Below are 22,876 nucleotides of genomic sequence, written 5' to 3' on the forward strand. Positions count from 1 at the left end.
GGTCGTATGTCTAAATTTAGAAGAGTATTACTAGCACTATTCTTAATTACTTTAGTAAGTTCTGAGGTTATGGCTAAAACAATAGTAGACACTACTAAAAGTAACAAAACAAAAGTAAAAGAAATGAATGGTACTACTGTAATTGATATTGATACACCTAATTCAAACGGCGTATCTGTAAACTATTTTAAACATTTCGATGTTGAAAAAAATGGTACTGTTCTTAATAACAGTAACTCAGATTATGTAACGTCAAAGGGACTAAAAATTTCTAAAAATGAAAATTTATCAAGCAATGAAGCTAAAGTCGCCTTATTAAAAGTAAACGGAACTGAAAAGTCAGCTCTTAAGGGTCTTTTAGAAGCCGCAAGTGGTAGCGAATTAGACGTATATATTTCTAATGAAAATGGATTAGTTGTTGACGGTTTAACATTAGAAAATATACGAAAAGCCGTATTAACTACTGGTAAAATCGATGACAATCTTAACATTACAGTTGAAAAAGGAGATATTAGAATAACTAAAAACGGTCTTAGTGGTTCAAAATTCATCGATCTTTTAACTGTTAAATTAATTAATGAAGGTAAGATAAAGGCAAATGATGAAGTTAGAGTAATTTTAGGATCAAATAATAATGATGCTAAAGTTGATGCATCTAAATTAGGTTCAATGTATTCAAACAAGATAACAATTTCATCACCTAACAAGTTCTTAAACGTTGATACACATGAACTTTTATCTAAAGAAAGTACAAATATAGATATACAAGGTGAATTAACAAATAAAGGGACTATTGCTTCTGAAAAAAATGTAACTATTAAAGCTAAAAATATTTCAAATGAAGGTAAGGTTGATTTTTCAAAAGGTGGATATGAAATAAAGTGGATAACACCTGATGGAAAGGTATTCTCATTAGAAGATATTAATAATAAATGGAAGAAAAAATATCACAAATCTTTGACACCTAGTGACACTTTCTTAGCTAACGCTGGAAAGACATTAAGTGGTTTTGTATATGATATTAATTTTACAAAAAAGAACGTAAGACAAGGTGCTTCTTTATACGATAAATTTAACGCTGTACTTGATGAACTAGACAAAGAAGATAAATATACTCTTTTAAGTAGAGAAGAAAGACAAGAATTAAGAAACAAACAAATAGATAGTGGTTTTGTAAATAAGGGGGATTTCTACACTACTGAAGCTGGTGGTAAAAAAGTACTTGAAGCATTTGCAGTAAGTAAGACAAAAGCTGACCAAGCTAAAATACTAGGAGAAAATGTTAACTTAGAAGCAAAAGAAAATGTGGTTAATAAGGATGCATTAATATTAGGTAAAGATAAGGTTAGTATAAAAGCTAAAAAATTTGAAAACAAGAACACTTTATCAAATGAAATTGAATTAAAAGATGGATATGAAAACGTTAGCTGGAGAGCTGATATAGATAAAATAAATCATTCACGTCAATACTATATGCTTAAATACGACATAGACTATGAAAGAGATTTAAGAACAGATTCTAAGACTAGAAAGACTAAAATTGCTGCAGTTAACAAGTCATTAGTATCTGGTAATAATGTTTCAATTAATGCTGAAAATGTTAATTTATCTGATGAAAAGAATACTGGTATTTCTTTAAAAGGTAAAAATATACAAGTTACTTCTAAAAACTTTAACATCAATGGGCAAAATATAGAAGCAAGTAATATTAATATTACTACAAACAAAGCTAATTTAAGTAATGCTGGAATTTATTCAGATAAGGTTAGTATAAAGGCTAAGGATATGTCTATTCTAAGCAAAAAAGAAACTGAAATTCTTTTTGATAGAGGGAAAGAAAGTATGCAAAAAGAAAATATTCTTGGTAGCATAATTCAAAGTAATAAAGATATTGATCTTTCTGTAGATAACTTAAAATTAAAAGGTTCTATCATACAATCAAAAGATGGAAAAGTTCATCTAAAAGGTAATGACTTCAACCTTGAAGCAGAAAATATTTCAAAAACATATAACGCTAATTACGATATACCTGAAACATTTAGAAAGATTAAAAATCATGAAAAATTAGAACAAGCTGTTGGAAGCTTTGTATCTGGGAAAGATATAAAAATAGAGTATAAGAAGACAAACACTAAAGGTAGTGGACTTCTAGCTAATAACATTAATATTAATGCTAATAAGGTTAATATTAATACAGCTAATATTAAACATGAATTAGATAGAAGAATAGGTGTAGATAATGGTATTCTTGGTGTAAATTACAATAAAATTAAAAAACAAGAAAACATGAGTATAGGCTCTATTATCCTATCAAAAGGTGATGTAAGTACCAAAGTAGATCAAGAATTTAACTTGATTGGAAGTAAAATTAAAGGTAAAAAAATTAATATCGAAGGTACTTCAATTAATATATCTGGTAAAACAGACACTACAACTACTGATACAGCATCTAGACATCTATTAGCAGGTGATCTACAAGGAAGTTATTCTGGTGGAGTACAAAAGAATGATATAAGTGCTAATGTAGAAATGGAAGTATACAAAAAGACTAAAGGGCATAAGGTTGAAGAAAGCAATAATAAATCACAAATACAAGGTGAAGATGTAAATATTAATGCTACTAAGAAGACTAAAATTGAAGGTTCTGACGTTGAAGGTAATAATGTTAATATACATGGTGAAAATGTAGAAATTACAAGTAAAAAAACTACAAACACTGAACACAACGAAAGTGAAATACATAAAGTAAAAGTTAATGCAAGTGTTAATTTAGGTAAAGACGGTATATCTGCTAATTCAAATAATGAATATAGTGTAGAACATAAAACTACTAACTCTGTTGAAACTACTGAAAATGGAAGCAACATAAAAGGTAAAAACATTTCAATAATTGCAGATAATAAGGTTAAGATTGAAGGTTCTAATGTTGAAGGTAAAGAGTCAGTAAAGATTAAAGGTAAAAATGGAGTAGAAATAAGTTCTAAAACTGAAGTTAAAAAATATGAAGCAGCTGTCCAATTATGTAAATTAGTACTAAATGCTAAATTTAAAGAAAAAACTCTAGGTATAGTTGGAACAATAAAGGAATTAGTTGATGAAAGAGATAATATAACTAAATATCTTTTAAATATACCTGGTGCAATAAAGAAATATAAAGATGTTAAAAAGACATTGAAAGAAAATACTGAAAGTATCAAAAAAGCTATAGCCAACATAAAGGCAAATGGTGTTGACCCTATGACATTAGGAATAAGTGTTGATCTTGAAGGTATGATTTCATACAAACCTGAATATATTAACGCACTTTATACTTCAATAAAAGAAAGTACTATTAGTGCAAAAGAAGTGGAAATCTCTTCTAATAAGGATGTAAACATTAATGGTTCTAAAGTTAAGGGTAATAAGGTTTCAATTGAAGCTGAAAACTTAAATATTAATGGTAGCAACATAGTTGAAAAGACTAACAAAACTGAAGGTAATGTAAGTGTTGGTGGAAAATATAATATAGTAACTAACGAAACATCAGGTTCAGTTGGAGTAAGTGCTACTACTAGTGGAACTAAAAAAGTAACAAATGCAAAATCTGAAATTACAGCTAATGAAGTTAATATAACTACTAAAAAAGACATGAATGTACAAGGAAGTAAAGTAGAAGCTAACTCTGGTCAAATTAATGTAGGAAAAAATTTAAATATTAAACACAAAACAGACAAAAAGACTGAATATACCGCAAATGTAAATGGTACATACAACCCAAATGATAATTCAGGTACTGTTGGTGCTAACTTAAATGTAACTCATGAAAGTAAGAAAAATGAAACTGTAATTAAAGTTAATAATATATCTGTAAATGGTAAGAAAAATGAAACTTCTGAAACAGAAGTTAATGTAAAAGTAGAAGGTAATGTTGCAGTTGATGCTAAAAAAGATGGCACAACAGCTAATGGTAATGTAGGAGCTTCAACTAAACTTAAAGGTGATCATGGAAATGGAGAAATAGGTTTAAATCTTGGTGGACAAGTTGATAAAGACGGTAAACTTGTAAATCCTAAACTTGAATCTCATTCAAAAGGTCAAGTTAATGTTGGTAATACAACAATAAACGTTGAAAATAGTATAACAGGTTCTAAAGATGGAATAACTACAAATACAAATGCTTCTGGTAATACTAATATTTCACTAGATGCTAAACACGCAAAAGGTAATGTAAACATTGGCTTTGGTGGAAATTTATCTTCTAATGAAAAAGGAAAAATAGATGCTAATGGTAACTTTAATACTAATGGTGAAGTAACAATAAAAGGACAAAAAGGTAATGTCAATGGTGAAGTTACACTAGCTGGAAAAATGGATATTACAAAAGGTACTAACAAGCCTACTGTTGCAAGTATAGATGCTGATGGTAAAGGTCATGTTACTGTACAAGGTGAAAACAAACATATCAAAGGTAATGTAACTATTAGTGCTGATGGTAAATTTGGTGCTGATAATACTAATGGTGTTAACAAGTTAGAAGGTAATGCTAATACTAATGGTACTGCTACTATTAAAGRTCAAAACAGTATTGTTAATGGTGAAGTTACTTTAAATGCTAACTCTAATGTTTCTGCTGGTAAAGGTAAGAAGACTACTGCTAGTGTTGAAGCTGATGGTAAAGGTCATGTTACTGTACAAGGTGAAAACAAACATATCAAAGGTAATGTAACTATTAGTGCTGATGGTAAGTTTGGTGCTGATAATACTAATGGTGTTAACAAGTTAGAAGGTAATGCTAATACTAATGGTACTGCTACTATTAAAGGTCAAAACAGTATTGTTAATGGYGAAGTTACTTTAAATGCTAACTCTAATGTTTCTGCTGGTAAAGGTAAGAAGACTACTGCTAGTGTTGAAGCTGATGGTAAGGGTCATGTTACTGTACAAGGTGAAAACAAACACATCAAAGGTAATGTAACTATTAGTGCTGATGGTAAGTTTGGTGCTGATAAYACTAATGGTGTTAACAAGTTAGAAGGTAATGCTAAYACTAATGGTACTGCTACTATTAAAGGTCAAAACAGTATTGTTAATGGKGAAGTTACTTTAAATGCTAACTCTAATGTTTCTGCTGGTAAAGGTAAGAAGACTACTGCTAGTGTTGAAGCTGATGGTAGAGGTCATGTTACTGTACAAGGTGAAAACAAACAYATCAAAGGTAATGTAACTATTAGTGCTGATGGTAAATTTGGTGCTGATAATACTAATGGTGTTAACAAGTTAGAAGGTAATGCTAATACTAATGGTACTGCTACTATTAAAGGTCAAAACAGTATTGTTAATGGTGAAGTTACTTTAAATGCTAACTCTAATGTTTCTGCTGGTAAAGGTAAGAAGACTACTGCAAGTATAGATGCTAATGGTAAGGGGCACGCTAATATTAATGTTCAAGTTGGAAATGTTTCAGCAACAGCTAATGTAAGTGCTCAAGGAAGTGTATCTGCTTCTACAAACAAACCAGTTAAAACAAATGTAACTGCTAATGTTTCTAAACCTAAAGTAACTATATCTAAACCTAAGGTTAATAATGTTAAACCTAAAAAATTAAAAGATAAGGTTGATATGAAAGAAATTCGTAGAAATGTACTATCTAGATTTAGAAGAAGACATAGATAATTTTGAACTACAAGGATTCAATTCCTTGTAGTTTTTTTATACAAAAAACTTTTTCAAAAAAGTTGTTCTAACTTGTATTTATATGGAATATATAAGGTGTTTCTAATCGTATTCTAAGAATTGGGTGTTATACTTAGGGTATAAAAAGTAGTGATATTAATAATAATGTTTTTTTCAATCCGTGTGCCTTAGTTAAAACTAAAGCACTTTTTTTTGTTGAAAATTAAGAGTAAATAGGGTATAATTTTGGTATATAAACAATGAAATGAGAAGATTATGAAGATATTAGGAATAGAAAGTTCTTGTGATGAAACTTCTATAGCTATTGTTGAAGACGGAAATAAAGTATACAGTAACATTATAGCTACTCAAATACCTATCCATAAATTGTATGGAGGCGTTGTTCCTGAAATAGCTTCAAGACATCACATAGAGAATATAACATACGTATTTTATCAATGCTTAGAAAAAGCAAATATGACTATGGATGACATAGACTATATAGCTGTGACTAACAAACCAGGTTTAATTGGTTCTTTACTTGTAGGTTTACTTTTTGCCGAAGGTTTAAGCTATAAGTATAATAAGCCTTTAATACCTGTAAACCACTTAGAAGGTCATATCTATTCAACATTTATTGAAAATACGGTTAAATTACCAGCAATAACTGTTGCCGCATCTGGTGGTCATACATGTATATATCTTATGGACGAAGATCATAATTTAAAATTAATGGGTGAAACATTAGACGATGCTATAGGTGAAGCATACGACAAAGTTGCAAGAATAATAGGTCTTTTCTATCCTGGTGGACCAGAAATAGAAAAAGCTGCTAAGAATGCAGAAGCCACATTAGATATACCTATACCAAATATCCCTAATTATGATTTAAGTTTTAGTGGTATTAAAACTTTTGTTACAAATTATGTAAATCAATGTAAAATGAAAAATATTGAAATAAATGTAGGTAACATTGCAAAATCTTTCCAAGTAACAGCAATAGAACACTTAAGAAGAAAAATAGTTAAAGCTGTTAAAGATACAAATTCCAAAACTTTAGCAATTGCTGGAGGAGTTTCTGCAAATAAATACTTAAGAGAAGTACTTTATTCTTGTGAAGACTTATCAAATGTTGATATATCTTTCCCTGTAAAAATGGAATACTGTACTGACAATGGTGCAATGATAGCAACTGCTGCATACTATATGTTAAAACACAATAAGGTTAAATTTGAAAAGAACTTAGATGCTACATCTACAAAAGAATTTCATAGATCTTAGGAGGAACGATGAGAACAAGTAGAAATTATCCCAGTACAAAATTAATTCCCAATATACCAGTAAGAGTTAGAAGAAAACCTGGTTATCTAAAAAGACTTTATCTTAATTACAACAAGAAAATTGAAAATCTTAATGAACAATTTTGTAAATTTAAATATGATAAAGGCCTAGATAAGTATTTTGATAAGGCTCCATTACCTGACAGATACTATACAAATCAAGTTGTGCTAATACCTAAAAATATCACAACACTTTATACTTACTGGGAAGTAAGAGAAGATACCTTCAAACACTTGAAGGATAATTTTGAAGTTTTTGATGGTGCAACTATACAACTATACAAGAATGGAACACTATTTAGAAAGATAGAAAACTTATCAAGATTTGGATCTTACTACATTCTTAACGTAGAAGCTGATAAAAAATATCAAGCTGTTTTAGGATTTGAAAATAAATATGGACATTTCTTTGAAGTTGCTACTTCAACATTTGTAATTTCTCCTAGTGGAAGAGTATCTAATAGAATTGCAACTATTTGGGGTATACCTTCATTTGTAAACGGTAAGATAAGACTAGCTAAGTATTCTAGAGAATTCTTACCTGATGAAGATAGATTTAAACGTGAAATTTTAAATACTGATAATTTATACTTAGACATCTACGGTTACGAAAGATTAATAAGTCTTGGTTCTTCTTTAGTGAAGAAAATAGGAGTAATAGGATCGTCAAATAAGCACATTGGAAGTACTAATAATTTATTTAAATAACATTTAAGAAGATGTTTATTACATCTTCTTTTTTTGAAAGGAGTAAAATAATGAAAAAAATATATCTTTTACTAAATATATTTTTTGCACTAAATTCATTCTCAATTAATTGTAAATTACTAAATGAATTAGCACTTAATAAGGCTAATAAGGTCAACAAGAAATTTACACTAGATAAGCTAACTGCGTATAAGTTGGAAAAGATTGATGAAATGCTATCTGATGTACTAAAAACTTCTGAACAATTAGTCCCTAAACAATGTTGGTACATTGATATTAAAGGAATAAAAAAAGAAGAATTCCCTCTTGCAAAAAATGCCATAAAAGTCAGCGTATTAGCTAATTCAACCATCAATCCTAATTTAAATGTATTTATTCAAAAAGACCAAGAAGCATTTAATGATATTGTTTCTTTGGTAAAAGAATATGGAATAAAGAACGTTTATCCCTACTCTAATGAAAAAGACCTAATTAAAGACATATTAAAAATTAAAGGTTCTAATTCTTCCCTTTTCCATAGAAGAATCTTGCTTCTAACAAGTTCTAAAAATATGAGGGTAGAATATTCAAAATTAATAGATGCCCTAGAAGATAATAAAGAAGACATGGTTATTGATAACTTTGCCTACCTGTATAACGATACACAAGAAAAATATGAATTTTCTACTAAACAGGATATACTAAATTCGTACAATCAAATACATTGTAAATAATTTTATTGGAGGTTTTATGAACAAGACGCTTTTATTAATGCCACTTTTAGCATTAACAACATCTTATTCAATTGCCAATACTAAGTCAACAAATAAGCATTATCCACTAAACCTTAGTATTGTTCACATTAACGATCATCACTCTCATTTAGAGCCAAATGATTTAAAATTTGTAATAAATGGTAAACCCACTGCAGTTAAAATTGGTGGATACCCTGAAGTAGTTAATGAAATAAACAAAATGAGAAAAAATTCTTCAAGAAAACCACTTGTTTTACATGCTGGTGATGCAATCACAGGTACACTTTACTTCACATTATTCCGTGGATCTGCTGATGCTGAAATGATGAATTTAACTAAATTTGATTATTTCACATTAGGAAACCATGAATTTGATGCTGGTAATGAAGGATTAAAAAAATTCCTAGACTATTTAAAAATACCTGTTATCTCATCTAATGTAATACCTGATAAGAAGAGTATCTTAAAAGGTTACTGGAAGCCTTATGCTATTAAAAATATACGTGATGAAAAGGTTGGGATTATAGGGTTAGATGTAGTTAAAAAGACTAAAGAATCATCAAGTCCAGGTCCTGATATTAAATTTACAGATGAAATCGAAACTGCACAAAAATATGCAAATATATTAAAAAGAAAAGGTGTAAATAAGATAATACTTCTATCTCACGCTGGAGCACCTAAAAACTTTGAAATTGCTCAAAAAGTAACTGGAATAGATATTATCGTAACTGGTGATACACACTGGCTATTTGGTAATGATGATATGAGAAAGTTTGGACTACCTGTTATGTCTGAATACCCTACTAAATTTACAAGCCCTAATGGAGAACCTGTTTATGTTGTAGAAGGTTGGGAATATTCAAAACTTATTGGTAAACTTGATGTTAAATTTACTAAAGATGGTATAGTTAAACAAATTAAAGGTTCACCTGTAATACCTTATCACCTAGATTCAACTTTTGAAAGAAAAGATAAAAATGGTAAAAAATATATACCTACTGGTGAAGAACGTGAAGAAATACTAAGAGAACTTGCTAAGAGTAAGTACTTTACTATTGCAAAAGCAGACAAAAAAGCAGCAGTTGTCTTAAGTAAATATATGAAAGAAAAAAAATTATTAGGTGACAAAACTATAGGTAATATTACTGGAAATATTATGCCTGGTGGTTCAGATAACAGAATACCTAATACAGCAAATCCTAAAGGTTCAGTTGCAGCAAGATTTGTTGCTGAAACTATGTTAACTCAAATGAGAAGCTTTGGTAAACAATCTCACATAGATATGACTATCCAAAATGCTGGTGGTGTAAGATCGAATATAGAGCCTAAGAATTGGACATATAATGATGCATACAACCTATTACCATTCAGTAACACTCTATACCTTTTAAAAATGTCTGGTGCAGAAGTTAAACAAGTTATAGAAGACGCATTAGAATTTGCACTTTGTGGTGGTTCTACTGGTGCTTTCCCTTATTCTGCAGGTATGCGTTATGAAGCAAACCAATACAAGGATAAAGACGGTAAGAGAATCGTTAAAATGGAAGTTAAAAATGAACAAACTGGTGAATGGGAACCTATAAATGAAGAAAAAATGTACACTGTAGGAACTAACGCATATATAGCTAAAGGTAAAGACGGATACAAAACATTTGGTAAAATTGATAAAGAACGTGGTGGTGAAGATACATTCTTACCAGATGCAGAAAGCTTTATTAAATTCTTACAACTTAACAAATCATTCAAAACATATGAAGATTCAAACGTAATCTTCCACTTTGATAAGAACAATGAAGTTAAGAAACAATAATATACAAAATGCACCTTGAGGGTGCATTTTTTTACTTTAATATTTCACATTTGGGGTATAGGTAGTGAGACACCTTCTTTAACATTTCACCTTTGGGATGTAGGTAGTGAGACACCTTCTTTAACATTTCACCTTTGGGATATAGGCAGTGAGACACCTTCTTTAAAGTACTTTTAGTATATCATATATTATGTGCTTCTACAATATCACCAAACCACCTTTATTTTTCCACCTAAGCATGGTATAATTTACAAATAAAAAAGAAATGGGTGATAAAATGTTTAAAGCTGTTGTTACTGATTTGGATGGCACACTGCTTGATAAAAATCATTTTCTTAGTCCTTATACTAAAGATGTTTTAAACAGATTCTTACAAAAAGGGTATAAGCTGTACATAGCGACTGGACGTGTAGAAAAAGGTGCAAGACTAATATCTGACCAATTAGATTATAGTTTGCCATTGATAACAACTAATGGAGCAAGAATTATAGATGAAAAAGGGAATGAAATTTTCTCAGTTACGTTAAATAAAAAGTGTAAAGACTTTATCTTAAACTTAGATTACAAAAAGTTTGGAGACGAAGTCTTTATTAATGGATATTCTGGTACAGAATGGTATGTAGTTTCTAATGAGTATAAAGAGTTTTACTCAAAAAAAAGGGTTGATAAAACCTTTGGTGCTACCGTATTATCTGTAGAAGATTTTAGAAAAAAAGAATTCAATAAGCTATTCTTTATAGGTAAATTTGAAAATTTAAAGAAAATACGTACAGTCTTACAAGAAAATATAGGGGGAGAAGCTAATATAGACTTTGTAAGTCAAAATTCTTTAGAAATATTTAATTTATCTGCAAACAAGGCAAAGGCAAGTCTAGAGTTAATAAGAAAAGATGGTATTAATCCTGATGAAGTTTTAGCATTTGGTGATGGTTTAAATGACTATATCATGTTAAAGCAGTATCCTAATAGCTTTGTTATGGGTAATGCACTAGATGAATTAAAAGAATTGCTTAAAGATAAAGAAGTACTTGAAGACAGTGATACTAATGCTGTTGCAAGAAAAATAGAAGAGGTCTTTAAAATATGAAAGTAGCTTTAGTAGTTGACGACAGTCAATATTTTAGACAAATTATTAAAAACATATTGGAAGAGTATAATTTTAAGGTTATAGAAGCAGAAAATGGCCTTGTAGGTTATGAAAAATATGTTGAGTATAAGCCAACACTAGTTACAATGGATATTAATATGCCCATACTAGATGGCTTTGGATGTATAAAGAAGATATTAGACTTCGATAAGAATGCAAAGATAATAATTTGTAGTTCTATGATGTTTTTAAATGTTTACATTGCAGAAGGTTTAGAAAGTGGTGCAAAGGCATGCCTATGTAAACCATTTACTACTTCTGAATTAATAAACGCAGTAGATACAGTTTTGATGGGGGATGATTAGAAAAAATGAATGTGTATAAGGAGATAATGTATATTTTAATTTTCTCGCTTATAGGGGAACTATTTTCAAAAGGTTTAAAACTTCCTATTCCTGGAAGTGTTATAGGAATGCTAATACTATTTGCATTTTTAGAATTTAATATACTTAAGATGAAAAAGATAGAAAAAGTTGGAGAATTTTTATTAGAAAATTTAGGAATATTGTTTGTGCCAGCAGGTGTTGGAATAATGGTTAAATTTAATTTTATAAAAGAAATATGGTTAAGTTTCTTTGTTATCGCAATATTTACTACTATATTTTCACTTATTATCACAGTTAAAATAGTGGAAATTGTTAAACAAAAATTTGAAGGAGATGAAGATGCTTAATATATTAATAAACAACCAAATGTTCGGTATTATGCTTACTATACTAGTCTATGTACTAGCTGTAAAGCTATTCACTAAAACAAATTCATCATTATTAAATCCAATTTTAATTTCAATACTTTTGATAATAGGGATATTAAAAGTATTTAAAATACCTTATGATACATACAACATAGGGGGTTCAATATTTACAACATTAATAACACCAGCAACAGTTGCTCTTGCTATTCCATTACATAAGAACTTGCACTTATTGAAAAAACATTTTGTTTCTATACTTACAGGGATTATTGTAGGGAATACTATCAATTGTATAGTTGTTGGATATGTTTGTAAGTTATTTGCGTATAAACCAGAGATTATAGCTTCATTTATGCCAAAATCTGTTACTACAGCCATTGCTGTAGGTTTAGCAGAAAATGTCCATGGGATTATACCTATAACAGTAATATTAGTAATAGTTACAGGTATTACTGGTGCAACATTAGGACCTAGCTTGTATAAGATGCTAAATGTTGATGATAAAGTTGCAATAGGTGTAAGTCTTGGTTCTGCAGCACATGCTGTTGGTACAAGTAAGGCTATAGAGATGGATAAAGAAATAGGTGCTATGGCTGGTCTTTCTATAGGTCTTACAGGTCTATATGTCATACTAGTAGCTCCTTTAATATTAAGAGTAATATTATCATGAAAAAAGTTATTGTAGGTATGAGCGGTGGCATAGATAGTTCTGTCGCTGCTTTATTATTAAAACAACAAGGTTACGAGGTTATAGGTGTAAGTATTAAACATTTATCTGATGAATTCAGTACAAGTAAGAACAAAACATGTTGCTCATTAGATGATATTAATGACGCTAGAATTGTCTGTTATTCATTAGGTATACCGCATTATGTAATTAATGTAGAAAAAGAATTTGAAAAAGAAGTAATTAAAACTTTCATAGAAGATTACAAAAAAGGTATAACACCTAATCCTTGTGTAATCTGTAATGAAAAGATAAAGATAAGAAAATTACTTGATTTAGCCAATGAGCTTAATTTTGATTATGTTGCAACAGGTCATTATGCTGTAAAAACTGAAGATGGTTTCTTAGAATATGTAGACTATATCAAAGATCAAAGCTATATGCTTTATAGATTAACAAAAAAAGACTTATCAATGATGCTATTCCCACTTGCTAGTATGAATAAAAAAGATGTAAGACAAATAGCAAAGGAAAATGGCATAATCACACACGATAAAAAAGATAGTACTGGTATATGTTTTGCACAAGATGGATATATACCTTTTTTAGAAAAGAATTTACATCCCAAACCTGGAAACTTTGTTTCAGAAACTGGAGAAATTCTTGGACAACATAAGGGATATCAACTATATACCATAGGTCAAAGAAGACATTTAGGTATTAAGCTACCTTATCCCATATTCATTCTAGAAATTAGAGCAGATAAGAATGAGATAGTATTGGGTAATTATGATAAGCTTATGACAGATACAGTTAAAATTTCTAACTATATCTTCCATGAAAAACTTGAAAATGTAGTCGGTAAACGGCTTTTTGCAAAACCAAGATTCTCTTCTAAAGGATTTTATGGAAAATTAATATTACACGATAATGATATATATTTTAAATATGAAGAAAAAAATGCACAAAATGCAAAAGGACAACATTTAGTCATATTTTACAATATGAAACTTATAGGAGGAGGCGTTATAGAATGATAAAAAATATACTTAAATATCTCTTGAAATTTATATATTTCAACTTAAAAATACTTTATGTAATATTAATAATCCCAATTATTGTCATCATATGTGTGTCATTTTCAAAAGATAGTAGTAAGATTAGTAAGTCATATAGCTATGTTACTCTATCTCTTAATGACATTTCTGATGATAAATACAATAATACAGGTTTTTTTAAGGATAAAACATATACATTTAGTAATGTAATAGAAAAAGTAGATAAGTTACGATTAAACAAAAATCTTAAAGGAATAATATTAAATCTTGATAATATTGATATTACTCCCTCACAAACAGAAGAATTAGGTAAGATACTTGATAAGTATCCTATGTCAAAAAAGAAAATATATGCTTATGGTTCAAATATTAATAAGAATAATTACAAGCTAGCTAGTTATGCTGATGAGATAATAATGCCTAACACATTGAATGCTAGATTGTCTATAAACGGATATTACGCAAATAGCCTATACTTCAAAGATATTTTTGATAAGTTCGGTGTTAATGTACAAGCTATTCATGTTGGAACACATAAATCATATGGTGAAAACTTTTATTCAAATAAAATGTCTAGTGAATTAAAAGAAGATAGTACAAGAATACTAGATAATAGATTAGATAAATTTGTTAGCACTGTTTCTAAAAATAGAAAAATTGATGAGAATATTTTAAGTAAAAACATATTAGAAGGTAAATATGATTTAATCAGTCCATATACTGCAAAAGATTATGGCTTAATTGATAATATACAAGATTTTGATGACTTCTTAGACAGTATACAGTCAAATGATGATAATACAATTAGTATCACTGACATATTAAAAGAAAAAAGTACTTACAAGTCACAAAATATTATAGCCATACTACCTCTAGAAGGTCCAATATCAAGTGGTGAAAACAGTATTAATTTCAGTATATATGAAGATAGTGTAAGAAACAAATTAGATCAAATTTCTAATAACAAAAATATTAAGGCTGTAATATTACGTATTAATTCTCCTGGTGGAGATGCACTTGAAGCTGAAATGATACACAAGCTTATTACAAAATTCTCTAAAAAATACAATATACCTATTTTCGCTTCTTTATCTGATGTTGCTGCATCTGGTGGATATTATATAGCAACTAGTGCTAAAAAAATATATGCTAATGAGGCAACTATAACAGGTTCTATAGGAGTTGTAAGTTTAATGCCTAAGTTTACAAATACTTTAAATAAATTTAGTGTTAATAATGAGGTAATATCTAAAGGTAAATTTACTGGTATATTTAATCCTTACTACAAGTTGACTGATGAAGATAAAAACCACATATTAGATACTTTAAATGATGTATATGCTGAATTTAAGCATAGAGTAAGTACAGCTAGAAATATTACGGATGATAAGCTTGAACCTATAGCTGGTGGTCGTATATGGCTAGGTGATGAAGCTAAAAAGTTAGGTCTTGTTGATGGTATAGCAAGTTTAGATGAGGTTATTGATATAGTGGCTAAGGATTGTAATTTGAGCGAATATAGCCTTTTAGAAGTAAACTCAGTATTAGATATAGATTCAATATCTAAATATATACAATCATACATATTTAAAAATTCAGCTATACAAGTTTATGATGAGGCGTATAAGAAACTATTGTTCCTAAATGAAAATAGTTGTAAGGCTCTATTCTTTGATGATGAAATGAGTAAAATAGAATTTTAGTTTTAAAAAAAACAGAGTATTTACTCTGTTTTTTTACTTAACTACTTCTGCTAATTTCTTACCAGTTTTGAATTTAACAACTTTTTTAGCACCAATTTTAATTTTTGCTCCAGTTGCAGGGTTAACTCCATTTCTTTCTGGCATTTCTTTTACATAGAAAGTTCCCCATCCAATAAATTGAACTTCTTTACCTTCTACTAAGCTTGCTTCTACTAAATCAAGAAAATCATTAATTAATTCTTCTGATTTCTTCTTAGTTTCTCCAATTTTTCCTGCATATGCAGTAACGAATTCTTTCTTGTTCATGGATAAAACTCCTTTCTTTTCATTATAGATATTTTACCCTATTTTTTATAAAAAGGCAATTATTTATTGAATTTTTTTTAAATTTCTCTTAATTTTTATAAATTTTCCTTAAGCTAAAAGTGTTGTGCGTATTTACAAGTCTAAAAAAAGCTGGACTTATTTAATCCAGCTTTCCTTTAATAGAAACAGAGTCAATAAGCTAGATTACTCTGCTTCTGAAAATAAGACTTTAGATAATCTAGAACTTAGATTTTCCTTATTCTTCATTAATATTTTTCTAACTTGATCAGAATTTTTACCTTTTAAAGTCTTCATAGCTTTTGTGCAAACTCTAACTTTAACTTCTTTACCATTAATAACTAAAGTCATTACTTGTAAATTTGGTCTCCAAATTCTCTTTGTTGCTCTATGTGAGTGGCTGACTAAGTTACCATGACTTGTTTTCTTTCCAAAAACTTCACAAACTTGCATTTTGCACCTCCTAATAATATTACTAGATTTTTATTATACCATATTAATTACTTTATTACAAGCAAATTAACTTACCTATGCATTGTAACATATCACATGATAAAATGCAATATTTAATTATTTTAATTCATTTTTATACATAATATAGTCAAATAATTGAAAGAATGTATCTATTTCCTTATCATCCTTACTTGCTTTTAATTTAAGCATAGTTCCTTCCATTTGGTTAATAAGTATCTTAGAATATATTTCTGGTTTAATATGCTTGTATCTAGGGTTAGAATTATACATCATTTGTAAAAAGATCATAAGTCTAACCTCTAGTTTACCATAGCCATCATTTATTCTTTCTCTTACATCATTATTAATATCAGACATTTCTATAGCAAGATTACCCAATAAACTACCACCATGGCAGTCATTGTCTAAAACATTGCTAAAGTATTTAAAGAAAAAACTTCTAAGCTTTACCATAGATAAATCATCTACAATTTCATCAAAGACACTAATAAGGTTTTTAATATGCAAGTCTATTACTTGATTTAATAAGTCTTCTTTATTCTTAAAATAGTAATAAAATGATCCCTTAGGTATATTACATACCTTAAGTATTTCACTTATACCTGTATTAACATAACCTTGGTAGTAGAATAATCTAGTGCTCTTTAATATTACTTCGTTTTTTTTCTTTAAAACATTACGGTCCATATTACCTCACTTTATATAAAGTTTTTTAATTGGTAGATTATAGCTAATATAAGTACTAAATATGTACTAATACGTATAATCTTATTTGTTATTATCTTACCTTTAAACACATTTAAAATTAAAATTATTATTAAAACTGGATAAAATACACAAAGTACTGGTACAGATAAATTAATTATATCATCTACTCCTAATTGTGCTATTAAGAATGACACAAATGTTATTATTATTGCTATTCTATTATATCCAAGCTTATTTTTACTTAATTCATTAAAGAAGTTACTTACTGATGATATTAGTCCTATAGCTGTTGTAACACATGCAAGTATTATTATTATAATCAAGGCATATATACCTAATTTACCTAATAACTTATTTGTAATATTCATTATTAATTCAGATCTTGAAAGATTTAGCCCATCTGCTACAGGTATTCTATTACCTAAATAAACTAATCCTGCATAAACTACTGTCAAACAAATTGCAGCAACTATACTTGCTTTAACTGAAATACCCATACGATTTTTTTCGTTTTTAACAGTATCATAAATTAATTTTGCAAATACTATTGATGCTACAGCATCTAGTGTATTGTATCCTTCTAAGAATGAGTATATAAACGGCATACTAACTTCTGTGCTTCTTGCATCTACCTTAGGACCTACTATTCCTACTATTATTAATATTACTAACATAATTATTAGTAATGGTGTTAAATATCTTCCTATTATTTCTACAACTTTTGATTTGTTAATTGAACATAATAAGCATATTGCAAAAAATACAAATGTAATAATTAGCTTATTTGCATTAGGAAATACTGGTAATACTCCCATTTCATAGCTTGTAGCTGCTAATCTTGGCATAGCAATTATAGGCCCGATTAATAGAAATGATACAAACAAATATATCTTAAAGAAGACTTCTCCCATAGGTTCAAATATTTTATGATAATCCCCTTCATTTCTAATTACTACTAATAATCCTAACAATGGTAAACCTACACCTGTCAAAACAAATCCTAGTACCGAAAGTGGAAATGCTCCACCTACCCTTATTCCTATATAACTTGGTAATAGTGTATTACCTGCTCCAAAAAACATAGCGAATAATCCGAATCCTAATATAATGCTCTTTTTTATATCTCTCATAAATAAACTCCTAACTAAATCTTGAAATAAATAAAGTAATTATTCCTACATTGAAGAAATCTATAAACAATGCCCCAACTATAGGAACGGTAAAGAAGGCAAGTTTTGAATATTGATACTTTTCACAAATTGTTTCCATATTAGTTATACCATTAGGTGTTGCACCTAATCCGAATCCACAGTGACCTGCAACTATAACTGCAGCATCATAATTTGCCCCCATTACATTAAATGTAATATATCTTGTGTATATTGCTGTTATCAATGTTTGAACTACTAGTAAAACTATAACTGGTATTGCTATACCTAGTAATTCCCATAGTCTAAGTGACATCAGGGCCATTGATAAAAATAAGTTTAGTGATACATTTTCAACTATCTTTATTTCCTCCATAGGAGAATTTACGAATGCGTCAAATATATCTGTAACATTTCTAATAATTGCTGCTACTATCATAGGTCCTAAATAGTATGGTAGCTTTTTTAAACCTATGTACTTGAAGAACATATTAAATAATGTACCTATTGCCATTGCAAGTAATATTGTAAAAAATGCCCTAGCAAATTTTTCACCATTTAATATACTTTCTTTTTGATCAAAGAAAGTTTCATCATGTTCAACATTTTCAGTACCATCTATTGGTGAGTATTTTTCCAATAATGAATGTTTTTCTATTAAACCACGTGCTATTGGTCCTCCTATCATAGAACCTGCTACTAATCCAAATGTAGCTGCTGCTATTGCAACTGTTTTTGCTACTGGATCTTGTATAGACTGTGATATTGCAGCTGCTGTACCATGACCACCTGTTAAGGCTGTTGATCCTGCCATAAGTGCTATACTCTTAGATAAGCCTAAATTGGTAGCTAATACCACTGAAACTATATTTTGTATAACTATTAACCCGACGGCTACTATTAAAAATACTAATACTTGTACTCCACCTTTTTTTAACACCTTTAAACTAGCGTTGAATCCTACACTAGTAAAGAACATTGTCATAAAGAAGTTTTGCAGTATATCATCAAACTTAAACTGTAGTATATTCAGTTCTTTAAGTATAAGTGTTAATATTGCAAATAGTAACCCTCCAACTACTGGTGAAGGTATACAAAATTTATCCAAGAATTTTATCTTTTTTCTACATTTACGCCCTATTAAAAGCAAAATTATCGCCAACCCTATAGATTGTATCATATCAAGATGTATCGTTACCATATATCACTCCTCTTCAATTATTACCATCGCTACTGCATAATGTTTCTCATGAGAAATACTTACATCTATTTTTTTATCTTTAAAGTTTATTGTAGGCTTACCTAATGCATCATTAGTTATTTCTATATCTAAAAACGAATACTTAGTAAATCCTTGCCCTAGTGCTTTTACTAAGGCTTCCTTAGCTGCAAATCTTCCTGCATAATTTTCATATTTATTTTTTCTTTTTTCGCAATAACTGATTTCATTTGCTGTAAAAACTTTTTCTCTAAAACCTTTGGTTGTTTCTATTGCTTTTTTTATTCTCTCAACCTCTACTATGTCTATTCCAAGTCCCATATATTCTCCATATTATATGCTATTATAGCATTTTTTGTAGTAATATCAACTACTTCTTCATAAGAAATATTTTTTATTCTTGCAACTTCTAGTGCAACATAACTAACCATTGTCGGCTTATTTCTCTTGCCTCTAAATGGTGTAGGTGTTAAATAAGGACTATCAGTTTCTAAAATCAACTTTTCTATAGGTAATTTTTCAACTAGTTCTTTTGTCTTCCTATTGTTTTTAAAGGTTAATGTACCACCTACATTTACGTAATATCTATCAAGTATAGGAAGAACTGCTTCATATGAACCTGGATAACAGTGTAATAATCCACCAACATCCTTGTACTCACTTAATATATTTATTGTATCATTCAGTGCATCTCTTGTGTGTATGATTATAGGCTTATTAACCCTTCTAATCATTTCAATTTGTTCTCTAAATCCTTCTATTTGGACTTCTTTAGGGTCTTTCATCCAATAATAGTCTAGGCCTATTTCACCTATACCTACTACCTTCTTATTCTCTTTTGCTATCTTTTCTAATGTAGCTAATTTTTCTTTATTCATCGTACTAATATCTGTTGGGTGAAATCCTATACTTGCATATATATTTTTATGATTATTAGCCATTTTAACGGCTTCTAAGGAACTGTTGTAATCCCATCCAGAACATACGATAAATTCCATTTCTTTTTCTACTTCTTTTATTATCTCATCTACATCATCTTTGTACATTTCGTCATTAAGATGACAATGTGCATCAACCAACTTCATATATTACCTTCTTCTTGCAGCACTTACTCTTACACCATATCTAAAGTATTGATTCCAATATGGTTCTTCAATACTTGAGATAATAACGCCTTTTGAAGATGATGCATTAATAAATAAAGAGTTACCTAAGTATACAGCCGTATGATTTACACTATTTCTTGGTCTAAAGAATAGTATATCTCCTGGCTTTAAGTTTTCACGACTAACTATATTACCCATTCTAACTTGATCTACACTTACTCTAGGTAATTCATAGCCGTTAAATACTGCCCTATACACTCTTCTTGTTAGTGCAGAACAGTCTATACCGTCTTTTGAATCTCCACCCCATCTATAGCGTGTACCTCTCCAATTATTATACGCATTCATCAAACTGTCATATAGGATAATGTTGTCAATTTGTTCGTATGCATTACTTAACTTATCCTTTAATTCTTTTGTTTTAAGACGAATAAGTGCTTCATCATGCACATATTCTTCATCGAAATTTTCTGGTTCTTCACCATTATTCCTACTTGCTCTTTCTATCATTTCATCTATATTTCTATGACGATACTTACTACCATACGCTATCTTTGGTAGTGATGTTAGTAGCATTATCAAAAATATACATAATTTACGTCTCTTCATTTTTTTCTCCTAAAAGTCTAGTACCACATTAACAGGTCCAAGGTTTATTGATGTGATATCCATATTTGTTCTAAATTCTCCACTAACAACCTTTTTATAGTTTTCTTTTAAGGTTCCCAAAAACATATCATATATTTCTTTTGCTTCTTCTTTATTTGCACTTTCATCAAAACTTAATGTAGTCCCTTTTTTTGCTGTAGCATAAAGACTAAAGTTTGATATTAGCATTATACTTCCGTCAATATCTTGTATATTTTTTTTTAATTTGCCTTCTTCATTTTCAAAAAATCTTAACTTCAAAAGTTTTGATACTGCTTTTTCTATTTTGCTCTTGTCTTCATTTTTCTTTACGCCTAAATAAACAAGTAAGCCTTTTTCAATTTCTCTTTTTTCACTATTATTTATCACTACACTTGTTCTACCCACACGTTGTATTACCAATCTCATTTATATTTATTCTCACTTTTCTTATTAATCACTATTTCTATAGGACAACCTTCAAATCCAAAATATTCCCTAAATTTCTTTTCTATATATCTCTTATATGAAAAGTGTACTAATTCAGGATTATTTGAGAAGAATACAAATTTTGGAGGTGCCACACTAACTTGTGTTACATAATTAATTTTTACTGCTCTTCCTTTTCTTGTTGGAACAGGATTTTGAGTAATTATATCAGATAATACTTGATTTAGTATACCAGTTGTTATCTTTTTATGATATTCTTCATTTAAAGTTTTAACTAATTTTAAAACTTCAAATATTCTCTTACCTGTTAATGCTGACATAGTTATTACAGGTACATAGTTAATAAATGCCATCTCATTTTTTACTTTTTCAGTAAATTCTTTTACTGAATTATTATCTTTTTCTACTAAGTCCCACTTATTAATAGCTATTATCATAGGTTTTTTTGCTTCATATATTAAGCTTGCTACCTTTTTATCTTGTTCTGTTATAAACTCATGAGCATCAAGTAAAAGCACACAGACATCTGCTCTATCTATTGCTTTTATTGCACGAAGTACACTGTAATACTCTATACTATCTTCTAATTTTGATTTTTTTCTTATACCTGCTGTATCTATTATTGTATAATTTTCACCCATATAGTTAAAATTAGTATCTATTGAATCTCTTGTAGTTCCTGCAATATCACTAACTATACTTCTTTCTTGATTTAATAGCTTATTAACAAATGAAGACTTACCTGCATTAGGTCTACCTAATACAGAGATTTTAAGACCTTGTTCTATAGATGCATTAGATAAATCTGAGAATTTTGATACAACTAAGTCTAGCATATCTCCCAAATTAACCTTATGTTCTGCAGATATTCCTATTACATCTTCAAATCCTAGTGCATAAAATTCTAATATATTTTCTTCTTCCTTTTGAAAATTGTCTATCTTATTAACTGCTACTATTACATTCTTATCTTTTTTTCTTAATATATTTGCAACTTCTTCATCTAATGCTGTAATACCAGCCTTACCATCTACTAAAAAGATAACTACATTAGCTTGGTCTATTGCAACCCATGCTTGGTCTTTAATCTTTTGCATGATAAAGTCATTATTATGTGGTTCTAAACCACCTGTATCAACTAATACAAATTCATTTCCTACCCATTCAATATTTCTATATAATCTATCCCTTGTAACACCTGGTTCATTGTTTACAATCGACACTCTATCGCCAACTAATTTGTTAAATAACGTCGATTTACCAACATTAGGTCTACCAACTATTGCTACAATATTTTTCATATTACC

The 22,876-nt window shown here is 29.1% G+C and carries 21 protein-coding genes; 11 read left to right on the forward strand and 10 right to left on the reverse strand.

Features of this window, described 5'->3' with window-relative positions:
- The first annotated feature begins 6 nt into the window (after positions 1 to 6).
- From VC03_RS06090 to sppA, 11 genes are all read left to right on the forward strand, one after another.
- Positions 7 to 5,652 (forward strand): hemagglutinin repeat-containing protein, encoded by a 5,646-nt coding sequence (locus tag VC03_RS06090; RefSeq protein ID WP_046329142.1) that lies wholly within the window; start codon positions 7 to 9, stop codon positions 5,650 to 5,652.
- Positions 5,653 to 5,928: 276 nt separating this feature from the next.
- The gene (gene tsaD, locus VC03_RS06095) at positions 5,929 to 6,933 is read left to right on the forward strand and encodes a tRNA (adenosine(37)-N6)-threonylcarbamoyltransferase complex transferase subunit TsaD (protein WP_046329143.1); all 1,005 of its coding nucleotides are present in this window, start codon (positions 5,929 to 5,931) and stop codon (positions 6,931 to 6,933) included.
- 8 nt (positions 6,934 to 6,941) lie between these two features.
- A complete protein-coding gene (locus tag VC03_RS06100) occupies positions 6,942 to 7,700 on the forward strand; it encodes a DUF4912 domain-containing protein (RefSeq protein WP_052727723.1) in 759 nt (252 codons plus the stop codon).
- Positions 7,701 to 7,750: 50 nt separating this feature from the next.
- Entirely contained in the window at positions 7,751 to 8,413 is a 663-nt protein-coding gene (locus VC03_RS06105) for a hypothetical protein (protein WP_046329144.1), read from the forward strand.
- A 16-nt stretch (positions 8,414 to 8,429) separates the two neighbouring features.
- Positions 8,430 to 10,244 carry an NAD nucleotidase gene (gene nadN, locus VC03_RS06110; RefSeq protein WP_052727724.1) on the forward strand — a complete coding sequence of 605 codons (1,815 nt, stop codon included), beginning with the start codon at positions 8,430 to 8,432 and terminating at the stop codon, positions 10,242 to 10,244.
- 277 nt (positions 10,245 to 10,521) lie between these two features.
- On the forward strand, positions 10,522 to 11,331 hold the full coding sequence (locus VC03_RS06115; RefSeq protein WP_046329145.1) for a Cof-type HAD-IIB family hydrolase: 810 nt from the start codon (positions 10,522 to 10,524) through the stop codon (positions 11,329 to 11,331).
- On the forward strand, positions 11,328 to 11,696 hold the full coding sequence (locus tag VC03_RS06120) for a response regulator (RefSeq protein WP_046329146.1): 369 nt from the start codon (positions 11,328 to 11,330) through the stop codon (positions 11,694 to 11,696). The genes VC03_RS06115 and VC03_RS06120 overlap by 4 nt, the downstream gene beginning before the upstream one ends.
- A gap of 5 nt (positions 11,697 to 11,701) precedes the next feature.
- Entirely contained in the window at positions 11,702 to 12,064 is a 363-nt protein-coding gene (locus tag VC03_RS06125; RefSeq protein ID WP_046329147.1) for a CidA/LrgA family protein, read from the forward strand.
- Positions 12,057 to 12,755, forward strand: coding sequence for an LrgB family protein (locus VC03_RS06130; protein ID WP_046329148.1), 699 nt, complete (start codon positions 12,057 to 12,059; stop codon positions 12,753 to 12,755). The genes VC03_RS06125 and VC03_RS06130 overlap by 8 nt, the downstream gene beginning before the upstream one ends.
- Entirely contained in the window at positions 12,752 to 13,789 is a 1,038-nt protein-coding gene (gene mnmA, locus VC03_RS06135; protein WP_046329149.1) for a tRNA 2-thiouridine(34) synthase MnmA, read from the forward strand. Before VC03_RS06130 ends, mnmA begins: the two co-directional genes overlap by 4 nt.
- Positions 13,786 to 15,513: a signal peptide peptidase SppA gene (sppA, locus tag VC03_RS06140; RefSeq protein WP_052727725.1), complete on the forward strand. Its 1,728-nt coding sequence runs from the start codon at positions 13,786 to 13,788 to the stop codon at positions 15,511 to 15,513. Before mnmA ends, sppA begins: the two co-directional genes overlap by 4 nt.
- Before the next feature lie 33 nt (positions 15,514 to 15,546).
- On the opposite strand, the gene VC03_RS06145 is transcribed toward sppA, so the two are convergent.
- The 10 genes from VC03_RS06145 to der form a co-directional block, all read right to left on the reverse strand.
- The gene (locus VC03_RS06145; protein ID WP_046329150.1) at positions 15,547 to 15,819 is read right to left on the reverse strand and encodes an HU family DNA-binding protein; all 273 of its coding nucleotides are present in this window, start codon (positions 15,817 to 15,819) and stop codon (positions 15,547 to 15,549) included.
- A gap of 204 nt (positions 15,820 to 16,023) precedes the next feature.
- Positions 16,024 to 16,290 carry a 50S ribosomal protein L28 gene (gene rpmB, locus VC03_RS06150; protein WP_046329151.1) on the reverse strand — a complete coding sequence of 89 codons (267 nt, stop codon included), beginning with the start codon at positions 16,288 to 16,290 and terminating at the stop codon, positions 16,024 to 16,026.
- Positions 16,291 to 16,407: 117 nt separating this feature from the next.
- The gene (locus tag VC03_RS06155; RefSeq protein ID WP_046329152.1) at positions 16,408 to 16,998 is read right to left on the reverse strand and encodes a TetR/AcrR family transcriptional regulator; all 591 of its coding nucleotides are present in this window, start codon (positions 16,996 to 16,998) and stop codon (positions 16,408 to 16,410) included.
- Between the two features lie 11 nt (positions 16,999 to 17,009).
- A complete protein-coding gene (gene brnQ / locus VC03_RS06160; protein ID WP_046329153.1) occupies positions 17,010 to 18,149 on the reverse strand; it encodes a branched-chain amino acid transport system II carrier protein in 1,140 nt (379 codons plus the stop codon).
- Between the two features lie 10 nt (positions 18,150 to 18,159).
- Positions 18,160 to 19,368 (reverse strand): sodium/glutamate symporter, encoded by a 1,209-nt coding sequence (gene gltS, locus VC03_RS06165; RefSeq protein ID WP_046329154.1) that lies wholly within the window; start codon positions 19,366 to 19,368, stop codon positions 18,160 to 18,162.
- 3 nt (positions 19,369 to 19,371) lie between these two features.
- Positions 19,372 to 19,707, reverse strand: coding sequence for a holo-ACP synthase (gene acpS / locus VC03_RS06170; protein ID WP_046329155.1), 336 nt, complete (start codon positions 19,705 to 19,707; stop codon positions 19,372 to 19,374).
- Positions 19,692 to 20,471: a TatD family hydrolase gene (locus VC03_RS06175; RefSeq protein ID WP_046329156.1), complete on the reverse strand. Its 780-nt coding sequence runs from the start codon at positions 20,469 to 20,471 to the stop codon at positions 19,692 to 19,694. The genes acpS and VC03_RS06175 overlap by 16 nt, the downstream gene beginning before the upstream one ends.
- Positions 20,472 to 20,474: 3 nt before the next feature.
- Positions 20,475 to 21,101, reverse strand: coding sequence for a C40 family peptidase (locus VC03_RS06180; protein WP_046329157.1), 627 nt, complete (start codon positions 21,099 to 21,101; stop codon positions 20,475 to 20,477).
- A gap of 9 nt (positions 21,102 to 21,110) precedes the next feature.
- Positions 21,111 to 21,548, reverse strand: a complete 438-nt coding sequence (gene dtd, locus VC03_RS06185; protein ID WP_046329158.1) for a D-aminoacyl-tRNA deacylase — start codon at positions 21,546 to 21,548, stop codon at positions 21,111 to 21,113.
- Entirely contained in the window at positions 21,545 to 22,870 is a 1,326-nt protein-coding gene (gene der / locus VC03_RS06190) for a ribosome biogenesis GTPase Der (protein ID WP_046329159.1), read from the reverse strand. The genes dtd and der overlap by 4 nt, the downstream gene beginning before the upstream one ends.
- Positions 22,871 to 22,876 lie beyond the last annotated feature (6 nt).

Origin of the sequence: Sneathia vaginalis (genome assembly GCF_000973085.1) — a bacterium.
Taxonomy (GTDB): domain Bacteria; phylum Fusobacteriota; class Fusobacteriia; order Fusobacteriales; family Leptotrichiaceae; genus Sneathia; species Sneathia vaginalis.